Origin of the sequence: Bacillus sp. RIT 809 (genome assembly GCF_016892495.1) — a bacterium.
Taxonomy (GTDB): Bacteria; Bacillota; Bacilli; order Bacillales; family Bacillaceae_G; genus Bacillus_A; species Bacillus_A cereus_U.
Genome location: NZ_JAFEMR010000016.1, coordinates 119947 through 130669 on the forward strand (window position 1 = coordinate 119947; position 10723 = coordinate 130669).

Here is a 10723-nt window from a genome sequence, read left to right on the forward strand (position 1 = left end):
TCAACCGCCTCCTACGAAAGTTACAATCTCAATTTGGTCTCCATCAAAAACTGATGTATCTTTATGATCATCTTTTTGTAAAATATCTTTATTACGCTCTACTACAACAATTCTGTTATCTAATTCTAAATGTGTAAGTAGCTCAGCTACTGTTTCCACACTCACTGGTACTTCAATTTGATTACCATTAATTTTTAAATTCAAACTTCCATCCCCTTTCTAAACCGATTTAGAAAGCAATGAATCTAGCAGATGATTCTCCTGCTTTCCTTCTATTAAATCAGCCATATACTGACCCGAAACAGGACTTAATAAAATACCGTTTCGATAATGTCCAGTACAAGCATATAAACCTTTTATTTCTTCATGCTCTCCCATATAAGGAGCTTCATGATTCGATTGTGGCCTTAATCCTGCCCATGTACTTTCCCACTCTGCTTCTTTTAAAGCAGGCAATATCGTATAAGCACGCTCTAATATGGAAGTAATACTTTCTGGTTGTACAGATTTATTGAACGTATTAGGCTTCATCGTTGCCCCAATCACATAACGGCCACCGCGCTTCGGCGTAATATAAAACCGCTCTTGGAAAATAGGAGCTTTCAAGAGAGGTTTCCTGCTTCTTACTGCAACAACCTCTCCCTTAACAGGATATGTACCCCAATCACTATGGAAATAATGTAGTAATTTCGTACTCCATGACCCTCCAGCGATAACGACTTTTTCGCATGTGATTACACCTTCACTCGTAACAATCCCAGTCACTTTATTATTCTCAATACGAATATCAAACACTTCTGTTTGTTCATATATGTCAGCTCCAGAAAATGCCGCGGAATGCGCGAATGCTTTCGTAAGCTCTGGCGCAATAACGTGACCATCTTTCGGATAATATACCGCTCCTATAATTGACTCGGATAGAAACGGCTCTTTTTCCCGTAAATGGTCCCCCGTTAGAAAATAGGAATCTTCACCTGTTTTCTGTTGCCAATCCATAATATGAAGAATTCTTTCCTTCTCATCTTCATTTTGGGCAATGCGATAAATGCCTTTTTCCTCATACCCAATATCGATGCCTGTCTTTTCACGTAAAACTTCTGCAAGTTGTGGAAATATAGCACGGCTTTCTCTAGCAAGCTCAAACAGCGGATCATATTCATCCCATTCTGCCTGAACACCGAGCAAACCAGCAGCTGCTTTCGAAGCTTCAGATGCGATTCTTTGTTTCTCTATAATCGCTACTTTATGCCCTCTTTCTGCTAGAAAGTGTGCAACTGAGCTACCAATTACACCTCCGCCAATAATCGCTACATCATACTTCTTACACATGTTTTTCCGCCCACTTTCTTATTGATTCCTTATAAGATTTCGCTCTGCTATACGGGTTACTACTACTTACAATTCCAGACATAACAGCAATTCCACTTACTTCACTTGCAAGAACATCCCTTGTATTTTCAGGAGTAATTCCTCCAATAGCTATAATCGGTATCGATAAGCTCTTTGCAATGTCCGAAATTTCCTCTAACCCTCTCGCCGGCACACCTTTTTTGCACTCTGTTGGGAATACATGACCATAAACGAGCGAATCAGCCCCATTCTTAAAAGCCTCTATCGCTTCTTCTAAAGAATGTACGGAATAACCAACATGCAAATACGAAAACCTTTCTTTCACTGACCTTACATCTGTACTTCGATACCCTAGCTGTACACGCGGGACATTTAATAAAACAGCAATATCAATTCGGTCATTTATAACAAGTTTAGATGCCGGAAAGCCTTTTTTTAAAAGGCTTTCCACCCCTTCATATAATTCCTTCGTACTTTTCTCACGCTCACGAATATGCAAATAATCAATCTCACTCTCAATTTGCATCGCTACATTCACTAACTCTTCGAATGGCATGTGACCATTTGAGATTACATGGAGCTCATTTTTCATATTCATTCGCCTACTTTAAAATGTTTTCGAATAATTCATCGGCTGGAACGATTTCTTTCGTCATTCCTTTTTCTTTCAGCCATTTATTTTGTTTCTCCCATGACTCTTTTGAATCTGATAAGAATGGCTCATCTTTCGTTTCCATCTTCTCTAATAAAATTTTCATACTTTCTTTTTCAACTTCTGGTACAAGCGGGAAATTTTCTTTTTCTTGATGATTTAATAAAATATTTAATGCTTCATCCGGATTTTTCTTCATGAAATCATATCCTTTTTTCGCACCACGTAAAAAGGCCTGTAATGCTTCTTTATCCTTTTTCAAAGTTTTATCACCTGTTACAAATACAAGTTCATGATAATTCGGTACACCGTAATCAGCTGGATTAAAGTACGCCGGCTCATGACCCTCATGACGCATAACAGGTACTTCATGGTTAATATATGCTCCTGTTACAGCATCTACTTTTTTCGTAATTAGCGCTGGTACTAAATCGAATCCAACATCAACTACTTTTACTGTATCTGGATTACCACCATCTTCTTTTATCATCGTTTTTAAATATGCTTCACTTAAAGGGGTTCCAGAATATCCAACTGTTTTTCCTTCTAAGTCTTTCGGTGATTGAATGCCTGCTGATTTCAGCGATACGACATGATTTAACGGTGAACGCACGACAGCTCCAATTGATTTCACTGGAATTTGTTCATTTGCTCTAGCCATAACAACATCTGGCTGATAATACAAGCCAACTGTCACTTTTCCTGCTGCAGCTAACGTTAATGGATCAGTCGGATTAGAAGGGAATTTAATATTTACCTTTACTCCTTCTTCTTTAAAGTAGCCTTTTTCAATGGCTGCATAAATAAAGCTATGCACCGCATTTGGATACCAATCAAGCATGACCGTTATTTCTTTCTCTTTTTTACTCTTATCTGATGCTGAATTACTCGAGCACCCTGCAATCATTGCAACTAATAATGTAAACACAAAGATGCGTTTTAATAATTTCATGAATATTTCCTCCAACTAATGAATTTCTTTTCTAATATAGAAATAAGTATGACGAAAAAAATAGCTAACAATGATAGCAATACAATTGGTGCAAATACACCAGCTCCGTCTAACTGCGTCATCATCCTTTTACTGAAATATCCAAGCCCAGCTTGTGCACCGAGCCATTCTCCAATTGCTGCCCCGATAACACTAAGCGGAACTGCAATTTTTAACGCTGAGAAAAAGTAAGGAAGAGCAGATGGCAACTTTAGCTTTAGAAAAATATCTTTTTTTGTTGCACCATACGTAACTAAGAGCTCCTCCCATTCTTTCTTCGTACTACGCAGTCCATCATACGTATTTACCGCAATTGGGAAAAACGTAATTAAGACAGTGACAACAACCTTGCTCCAAATGGTATATCCAAACCATAAAACAAATAGTGGCGCAAGTGCTGTAATCGGGATTGTTTGAGAAGCTACTAATAATGGATAAAATGCTCTTTCCATCCACGTACTCGCATTCATTAACATCGCTAGCCCTACGCCCAGTACGATAGAAATAACAACGCCTATTAAAACGACGTACAACGTTGCAGGTAAATGAACGGTAAATAATATATCTTTCAGCGCCCATATCTTCATTACAATTGCAGAAGGTGATGGCAAAATGTACATCTCATCTACAATTCTTGCGCCTACTTCCCATAGAGCAAGTAAAATTCCACTTAATATGAGGGCAGGTAATAACTCCTTCAAGCGATTAATCATACGAGTACCTGCCTTTGTAACATACTAAGGATCTCTTCTTTAAGCGCTAACACTTCAGGCTTATATAAATCTTTTCTTGTTCGGTTACGATCAAGCGGCACAATTCGCTCAGTTAAAGTTGCTATCGGTTGATTTTCTACAACCAAAATTCGATTAGAAAGAAACAATGCTTCTTCAACATCATGAGTGATAAATAAAATTGTTTTTTCCCACTCTTTCCATTGTTCAAACAACCATTCTTGCAAAGATGCCTTCGTTAAAGCGTCCAATGCACTAAAAGGTTCATCTAACAATAATATCTCCCCGCCTGTTAATAAAGTTCGGATAAAAGATACGCGTTGCCTCATACCACCAGATAAATCTTTCGGATATTTTTTCTCGTACCCTTGTAAACCAAATTTATGTAACAGTTCTTTCGCTTTTACTTGTGCTTCTTTCTTCTCCACACCTTGGCACTCTAGCGGTAAAGCCGCATTCTCAATAATCGTCCTCCACGGCAAGAGCATATCTTTTTGGGGCATATACCCTACAGGATGACTCTTTGTTTCTGTCAGCTCTATCTGTCCAGTACTTGCCTCTTCTAAGCCTGTAATAAGGCGAAACAAAGTACTTTTCCCGCACCCACTCGGTCCGATAATACTTACAAACTCTTTATCTTGTATAGAAGCATTTAATTCATCGATAATTGGTTTCTCATCATAATGAAAGGAAACATTATGAAACTGTAGTATGTTCTTGCTCCTCAAAACCCCACATCTCCTTACGATAGGCCATATCCCAGAATAAATATTCAAATCGGCTGGAATATAAGAAAATCTCCTCTAATCGATCTAGCTCTTTCTCTGACTTTCCAACTGCCATTTCATTTAATAAATCTATTAACCAAATACAAAGGTTACCGTATTCTTCAGAACTATATCCTTGAATCCACTCTCCAAAGAACTCATGATCTCTTGCTCCAGGAATATCATTTAAACGCTTTCCAATCTCCCAATAGCTCCACATACATGGAAGTAAAGCTGATATTAATTCTGCAAGTGTGCCATTTTGAGATACAGACATCATGTAATTTGTATAGGCTAAATTTTTAGCAGATGGTTTCGCAGATTCCATCTCTTGTGCGGAAATGCCAAGTCTTTTTGCATATTGTTTATGAATCGTCATTTCACCATTTAAAATCCCATCAATTTGCTCTGCAAATTTTGCCATAACTTGTGGATTCGTTGCCTTTACAACCCCAATTGCATATAGCTTTGCATAATCTAACAAATATAAATAATCTTGAATAATATAGTACTGGAATTTGTCTTTTTCCAACGTACCATCCCCCATACCTACTACAAACGGATGATTATGACTTTTCTCCCAAACAGGCTGCACCGTATCAAATAATCTTTCACAAAATTTCATTAATAATTCCCCTTCCTATATATCTATTTATCTCAATAAAAAAACCACTTCTGTATATAAGAAGTGGTTACAGCAAATAAAATTATAATTTATTCGTTGTTCCACTTCCCTTCGCTAGTATTATCTAGATCAGGTGTTGTAAGGGTTAAGGATTATTCCTCTCTCAGCACGAAAAGCACCCCTAGTGGTATTAATATGAAATTTTCAAATAAAAAAGCCCCGTTTCTATACGCAAAGAAACGGGGACTCGTTGTTAATGTCCGAATTGCTTCCCTACGCTAGCATAATCTAGATCAGGTAATAAAAAGGATCAAAGGCTTACGGCCCTAATCTCAGCTGGCAACACCAGCCCTCCTAGCAAACTATAAAATTATCACTGTCAGTATAACACCGCCATAAGACATCATCAACTGTTTTAATTTTCTTAATTGCGAATTAATTCTTAACGTGTTAAACAAATATAAATGCGACCCCACAAATGATATATACAATATTTATATACGAATCTCTCTTCTAACATTATTTTTATTGATTTCATATTACATTTATGTGAATACGACCAATATATTATATCTTTATACTATAATAAAATTACAACTATACAACTAGAGGAGGTCTTTATTACATGAATATGAAAGCTACAGCTTTAACAGCAACTACTATCGCAATTGCTTCTTTACTTCCTTCTATGGGAGAATCCGATATACAAACAGCGGCTGCTAAGCAACCATCTACAGTAAAAACTGGATATGTAAAAATTGACAACGTTGCACTACATCAAAATAACCATGCAGACAGTGCAATAATTGATAACATTCGATTTAATAGCCCTGTTACTATTCTTGAGACAACTCAAGATTGGTATAAAGTATCTGTTAACAACAAAACAGGCTATATGAAAAAGGATGCAATTCTATTCAAAAAAAATGTTCAACCAAAAAATCAATATATCGTAAATGCAAACGCATTAAACGTTCGTTCTGAACCTAATACAGAGTCTTCTATTCTAGATATATTACCAAATGGTCAATTCATTACCATTCAAGGTGAACAAGGGGATTGGTACAAAATATTACATAACGGTCAAATTGGATACGTACAAAAAACATTTGTATCTAATGGATCCACACCTCTAGTAAAAGGTGTAACTGTACAAGGTTCTCCTTCTTATACTGTTGCAACACCAAAATTAAATGTACGTAGCAATGCTAGTACAAGTAGCACTCTACTTGGCTCATTACAAAATGGTACACAAGTACAAGTAGTAGAAACGGTAGGTACTTGGTATAAAATTCGTTTTGGCACAGGATACGGATATGTAGCGAAACACTATGTAGTGCAAAATCAAAGTCAAGCACAAGCTAAAACAGCTCAACCTGCATCAATTCCAGCAGTTTTCAAATTCCCTACTCAAGGGAAAATCAGCTCCACTTTTGATATGCGCTGGGAGCAAATGCATTATGGTATAGATATAGCAGCACAAGGAAATGTCTCTATTCAAGCTGCTGCTGCGGGTAAGGTTGTGAAATCTTATTATTCGGCTAGCTACGGCAATGTCGTGTTCATCGCCCATCAAATAAATGGGAAATTATATACAACAGTTTATGCTCATATGAAGGATCGCACTGTACAAGCTGGTGATCAAGTACAAACTGGACAATTAGTAGGTCATATGGGAAACACAGGTCATTCATATGGGCAACATCTCCATTTTGAATTACATAATGGGGAATGGAATTTTGAAAAAACAAATGCAGTAAACCCACTGCCATATTTAGTTAGGTAAATTATATGCCACGCAATATACCTCTCTTTATTGAATACCTGGCCTTTTTAGGTTTAATCTGTTGTTTAATCATTTATAATACGAACACTGTATTCTTATCTATTATTATTGCTTTTGTTGCTTTAGAAATCATTATGGAAGCATTACAAATGCGGCTAAAACAAAAAATTGCCCATATTTATAATGCAATTTTTCTTTTGAGTGCTCTTATAACAAATATAATTAATAATGGTTTTTATTTATCTACCGTACTTCCTGTATTCTTTATAGGTGTTTTATTATTCATAGCTAGATACGTTCATGTTCCTAATAACCAAAAACATGAACAAGAAGCTTAGAAAGAGGGGACACTGTGTACCCATCTTTCAAAGATAATCCAATGAAATATATATTGAATTTATATGAAAAAATGAATACTTTTTTTGGTATACAAGGAAGTTATACTGCACAACTTCTCCTTTATGGAATGTTATTTCTTATCTTAGTTACTTTATCCTTGCTTTACTAACAAAAAAGGATCTCACATAAACTTGAGATCCTTTTTAATTTATATTAATTTTTAATATGTAAAATATGGTTTATCCACAAGCATATTTTTCATAAATAAAACTAAGATTATATTTTTTCTCTAAGCTCATTCTTTGTTCATCGTCGCACCAATAGAAAAGAATATCATGAATCGTTGCATAACGCTTATTTTTAAGAAATAGTTTAAAGAATGATGGTAAACAATCATGTAATTGTATAAATATATAATTGCGTAGTATTTCTTCTTTGTATTCAATTCCCTTACAAATATACAGTAATTCTTCACAATAATATGCATGCTGTGGAACTTGGATCATTTCGAAAAATGGTACATATGATAGTAACTTTCCAATAAAATGACCATACCGATCCATTACCCCTATCGTCATATGCTCCATCATTTCTTTCATCACATATAAATAATCATCTACATGAGTTGTCTTTAAAGGGTCTAATCGATCGGAAATTTGAGAAAGTACAGCTCTTTGACAAGCTAAAACTGCCTGACTAGGTCCATAATATGATAGGAAGTCTGTACACTTACGATACTTTCGTAATAAGTCATGTGTATATAAATCATACACAAAAGTATTACAATACATTGCTAGACTCATCATATCACTATTTAATTGCTCTTTTGATAGTGTTTTCGCTCGCTTACACATATAAAAGAATGTAAATTCCAATACTTCTTTATGAGATAATAGATGTTTACAATTTGTTATACATTTCTCATTAAATTTAACTCGATCCCAAATTTCTACATCCTCAGCTGTTAATTCACCAATACGATATTTAATAATTAAATAGTTTAAAGCAACTGCTTTCGTCAAAAGATCCCATGTTTCATACTCCAATGAAGTTTGGACAAATTCATCTAGTCCTTGGGCTATCATAAAAGCATTTGCCTCTTCATACCAACCAATCTCTTGACATAAACGAAGAATACGTACTAGAGTTGGAATTTCATCTTTATGAAACTGCGGTAAATTCTTTACTTTATTCATGCCATATACGATAAATGCAGCTAAATTTTCTTCTTTATAAAATTCTTTTTCTTTCCATACTAATATAGTTCGCTCTTTCCCTTCACCTTTTGGATGACAAGGTACAAGCAAAGAAAATAACTCAGCGAAATTATTTGGTTCTATATATGTATCTGTAACCAAATTCCAATTTGGATCGCCCTGTACAGCCCTCATATAATTCCCCTTCCCTTTTTATCCCGCATTAACGGGCAGTAAGACTCCCACCTCAAAATTCAGCGAATGCGAGGAAGTTAGGTGGGCGATAAAACTGCCCGTAAAAGCCCGATTGGTTCAACTAATAATTATTGGGGGATGGCCCCCCCCCAATAATTAAAGTTTCACTTTATCTATGTAGGAAATATTAATTCATTATTACATCATTAACAATGAATATTGTTATATTCAAAATCTATCATAATACTTATATCTCTCAGTATATCATTTTTTCTCTTATTAAAAATTAGGAATGACAAATTTAAAAAAACTGTCAAAAATATTGACTCTATACTTATTATATAATGTCTCAGATACATCACGCTAATATATTAGTTTAATCCATATATACTAGAATAATGTATCTGATCTTTATACATAATTTATTCCGTATGCTCCGAGATTTCACTTAAAGCAAACCCTGCTTGATCATCTGCTGATTTTCTTATAGCTAAATCACCTAGTGCTAGCATCCCAACAAGTTGACCGCTCTCGACTACCGGTAACCGTCTAATTTGATATTGTGCCATTAATTCTGTAGCTTTTTCAATAGAATCATCTGGAGAAACTGAAACAATGTTTGTTGTCATTACATTTGTAATTTGATTAGATCCAGGATGTTTTTCAGCAATCCCACGAACAACTAAGTCTCGATCAGTAACAAGCCCAACAACTTGTTGATTTTCAATAACAGGAATCAATCCAACCGATTCTTCCTTCATTTTTACAGCTGCCTCATATACATTGTCTAATGGTGTACAATGTACGATATGAGTACTCATAAGTTCTCTAACTTGTGTCATTTTTCATCTCCTCCTTTTAATACATACCATAGCTTTTCCTAAATCCCTTTATTTATTTGAGGAAAATAAGGTGATAAAAAGAGGCTTATACATAATAAAAAAGAGTCAGCAATATGCTGACTCTTTTTTTATGACCCGTACGGGATTCGAACCCGTGTTACCGCCGTGAAAGGGCGGTGTCTTAACCACTTGACCAACGGGCCATGGCTCCGCAGGTAGGACTCGAACCTACGACCGATCGGTTAACAGCCGATAGCTCTACCACTGAGCTACTGCGGAATATATATGGTGGGCCTAAATGGACTCGAACCATCGACCTCACGCTTATCAGGCGTGCGCTCTAACCAGCTGAGCTATAGGCCCATATAATTTACAGGGGCAGTAGGAATTGAACCCACACTGGAGGTTTTGGAGACCTCAGTTCTACCTTTAAACTATGCCCCTAAATGGTGCCGGCTAGAGGACTTGAACCCCCAACCTACTGATTACAAGTCAGTTGCTCTACCAATTGAGCTAAGCCGGCATAAATAAAAAAAAATAAAAAAAATGGTGGCTCGGGACGGAATCGAACCGCCGACACGAGGATTTTCAGTCCTCTGCTCTACCGACTGAGCTACCGAGCCAACATAAAATGGCGGTCCCGACCGGGGTCGAACCGGCGATCTCCTGCGTGACAGGCAGGCATGTTAACCACTACACCACGGGACCATTTGGTTGCGGGGACAGGATTTGAACCTGCGACCTTCGGGTTATGAGCCCGACGAGCTACCGTACTGCTCCACCCCGCGACGATATTATGTTTTAAAAATAAATGGAGGAGGTAGAGGGATTCGAACCCCCGCGCGACTCTCGCCGCCTGTCGGTTTTCAAGACCGATCCCTTCAGCCGAACTTGGGTATACCTCCATGAAGGAAAAAATTAATATCTTATTCATTTTTATATGTAACTAAACCACTTTTTAAAAAAATGGAGGAGGTAGAGGGATTCGAACCCCCGCGCGACTCTCGCCGCCTGTCGGTTTTCAAGACCGATCCCTTCAGCCGAACTTGGGTATACCTCCGACATATAAAAAATAAGTGGAGCCTAGCGGGATCGAACCGCTGACCTCCTGCGTGCAAGGCAGGCGCTCTCCCAGCTGAGCTAAGGCCCCATGTTTTTGGGAAAATCGGGAAGACAGGATTTGAACCTGCGACCCCCTGGTCCCAAACCAGGTGCTCTACCAAGCTGAGCCACTTCCCGTTAATAAAAG

The 10723-nt window shown here is 37.0% G+C and carries 11 protein-coding genes, 12 tRNA genes and 2 riboswitches; of the genes, 2 read left to right on the forward strand and 21 right to left on the reverse strand.

All coding sequences use genetic code 11. The annotated features are described in order from the left end of the window. The 7 genes from thiS to tenA are packed head-to-tail and all read right to left on the reverse strand — an operon-like array spanning nt 1 to nt 5116. Nucleotides 1–204 (reverse strand): sulfur carrier protein ThiS, encoded by a 204-nt coding sequence (gene thiS / locus JTF23_RS18145; RefSeq protein ID WP_002201725.1) that lies wholly within the window; start codon nt 202–204, stop codon nt 1–3. Between the two features lie 15 nt (nt 205–219). Further along, nucleotides 220–1329 carry a glycine oxidase ThiO gene (gene thiO, locus JTF23_RS18150; RefSeq protein WP_204209347.1) on the reverse strand — a complete coding sequence of 370 codons (1110 nt, stop codon included), beginning with the start codon at nt 1327–1329 and terminating at the stop codon, nt 220–222. Next, nucleotides 1322–1942 (reverse strand): thiazole tautomerase TenI, encoded by a 621-nt coding sequence (tenI, locus tag JTF23_RS18155; protein ID WP_204209348.1) that lies wholly within the window; start codon nt 1940–1942, stop codon nt 1322–1324. The genes thiO and tenI overlap by 8 nt, the downstream gene beginning before the upstream one ends. A 10-nt stretch (nt 1943–1952) precedes the next feature. Then, complete coding sequence (locus tag JTF23_RS18160) at nt 1953–2954, reverse strand: ABC transporter substrate-binding protein (RefSeq protein WP_204209349.1); 1002 nt, start codon at nt 2952–2954, stop codon at nt 1953–1955. After that, nucleotides 2951–3706, reverse strand: coding sequence for an ABC transporter permease (locus JTF23_RS18165; protein ID WP_204209350.1), 756 nt, complete (start codon nt 3704–3706; stop codon nt 2951–2953). The genes JTF23_RS18160 and JTF23_RS18165 overlap by 4 nt, the downstream gene beginning before the upstream one ends. Beyond that, the gene (locus tag JTF23_RS18170) at nt 3703–4452 is read right to left on the reverse strand and encodes an ABC transporter ATP-binding protein (RefSeq protein WP_002159240.1); all 750 of its coding nucleotides are present in this window, start codon (nt 4450–4452) and stop codon (nt 3703–3705) included. The genes JTF23_RS18165 and JTF23_RS18170 overlap by 4 nt, the downstream gene beginning before the upstream one ends. Beyond that, a complete protein-coding gene (tenA, locus tag JTF23_RS18175; RefSeq protein WP_002159241.1) occupies nt 4421–5116 on the reverse strand; it encodes a thiaminase II in 696 nt (231 codons plus the stop codon). Before tenA ends, JTF23_RS18170 begins: the two co-directional genes overlap by 32 nt. Nucleotides 5117–5205: 89 nt before the next feature. Then, nucleotides 5206–5309: riboswitch (TPP riboswitch) on the reverse strand. Between the two features lie 60 nt (nt 5310–5369). After that, nucleotides 5370–5482: riboswitch (TPP riboswitch) on the reverse strand. Nucleotides 5483–5741: 259 nt separating this feature from the next. On the opposite strand from tenA, the gene JTF23_RS18180 reads away from it, so the two are divergent. Further along, entirely contained in the window at nt 5742–6902 is a 1161-nt protein-coding gene (locus JTF23_RS18180; protein ID WP_002159242.1) for an SH3 domain-containing protein, read from the forward strand. A 5-nt stretch (nt 6903–6907) separates the two neighbouring features. Further along, nucleotides 6908–7240, forward strand: a complete 333-nt coding sequence (locus tag JTF23_RS18185) for a hypothetical protein (protein ID WP_002159243.1) — start codon at nt 6908–6910, stop codon at nt 7238–7240. A gap of 240 nt (nt 7241–7480) precedes the next feature. Here JTF23_RS18185 and JTF23_RS18190 read toward each other — a convergent pair whose 3' ends face one another. The 14 genes from JTF23_RS18190 to JTF23_RS18255 all read right to left on the reverse strand — a co-directional run bounded on the left by JTF23_RS18190 (nt 7481) and on the right by JTF23_RS18255 (nt 10713). Continuing rightward, nucleotides 7481–8632 (reverse strand): DUF3965 domain-containing protein, encoded by a 1152-nt coding sequence (locus tag JTF23_RS18190; RefSeq protein WP_002159244.1) that lies wholly within the window; start codon nt 8630–8632, stop codon nt 7481–7483. Between the two features lie 422 nt (nt 8633–9054). Beyond that, nucleotides 9055–9474 (reverse strand): CBS domain-containing protein, encoded by a 420-nt coding sequence (locus JTF23_RS18195; RefSeq protein WP_002201733.1) that lies wholly within the window; start codon nt 9472–9474, stop codon nt 9055–9057. Nucleotides 9475–9605: 131 nt separating this feature from the next. Continuing rightward, a tRNA-Glu gene (locus tag JTF23_RS18200) sits at nt 9606–9677 on the reverse strand. Between the two features lies 1 nt (nt 9678). Then, nucleotides 9679–9753 (reverse strand) — tRNA-Asn (locus JTF23_RS18205). A 7-nt stretch (nt 9754–9760) separates the two neighbouring features. Then, a tRNA-Ile gene (locus JTF23_RS18210) sits at nt 9761–9837 on the reverse strand. A gap of 10 nt (nt 9838–9847) precedes the next feature. Continuing rightward, nucleotides 9848–9918 (reverse strand) — tRNA-Trp (locus tag JTF23_RS18215). A 3-nt stretch (nt 9919–9921) separates the two neighbouring features. Beyond that, nucleotides 9922–9997 (reverse strand) — tRNA-Thr (locus JTF23_RS18220). A gap of 24 nt (nt 9998–10021) precedes the next feature. Continuing rightward, nucleotides 10022–10097: transfer RNA gene (locus tag JTF23_RS18225), tRNA-Phe, on the reverse strand. A 9-nt stretch (nt 10098–10106) separates the two neighbouring features. Continuing rightward, nucleotides 10107–10182: transfer RNA gene (locus tag JTF23_RS18230), tRNA-Asp, on the reverse strand. Between the two features lie 3 nt (nt 10183–10185). Next, a tRNA-Met gene (locus JTF23_RS18235) sits at nt 10186–10262 on the reverse strand. 24 nt (nt 10263–10286) lie between these two features. Continuing rightward, nucleotides 10287–10379: transfer RNA gene (locus JTF23_RS18240), tRNA-Ser, on the reverse strand. 62 nt (nt 10380–10441) lie between these two features. Next, a tRNA-Ser gene (locus JTF23_RS18245) sits at nt 10442–10534 on the reverse strand. A gap of 17 nt (nt 10535–10551) precedes the next feature. After that, nucleotides 10552–10624: transfer RNA gene (locus JTF23_RS18250), tRNA-Ala, on the reverse strand. Between the two features lie 15 nt (nt 10625–10639). Then, nucleotides 10640–10713, reverse strand: a tRNA-Pro gene (locus JTF23_RS18255). Nucleotides 10714–10723 lie beyond the last annotated feature (10 nt).

Excerpts from the sequence above, each read along its gene's own strand:
- tenI (WP_204209348.1), bottom strand. The coding sequence starts at position 1,942 with ATGAAAAATGAGCTCCATGTAATCTCAAATGGTCACATGCCATTCGAA.
- JTF23_RS18195 (WP_002201733.1), bottom strand. The coding sequence starts at position 9,474 with ATGACACAAGTTAGAGAACTTATGAGTACTCATATCGTACATTGTACA.
- JTF23_RS18190 (WP_002159244.1), bottom strand. The coding sequence starts at position 8,632 with ATGAGGGCTGTACAGGGCGATCCAAATTGGAATTTGGTTACAGATACA.
- thiO (WP_204209347.1), bottom strand. The coding sequence starts at position 1,329 with ATGTGTAAGAAGTATGATGTAGCGATTATTGGCGGAGGTGTAATTGGT.
- JTF23_RS18165 (WP_204209350.1), bottom strand. The coding sequence starts at position 3,706 with ATGATTAATCGCTTGAAGGAGTTATTACCTGCCCTCATATTAAGTGGA.
- JTF23_RS18160 (WP_204209349.1), bottom strand. The coding sequence starts at position 2,954 with ATGAAATTATTAAAACGCATCTTTGTGTTTACATTATTAGTTGCAATG.
- JTF23_RS18185 (WP_002159243.1), top strand. The coding sequence starts at position 6,908 with ATGCCACGCAATATACCTCTCTTTATTGAATACCTGGCCTTTTTAGGT.
- tenA (WP_002159241.1), bottom strand. The coding sequence starts at position 5,116 with ATGAAATTTTGTGAAAGATTATTTGATACGGTGCAGCCTGTTTGGGAG.
- JTF23_RS18180 (WP_002159242.1), top strand. The coding sequence starts at position 5,742 with ATGAATATGAAAGCTACAGCTTTAACAGCAACTACTATCGCAATTGCT.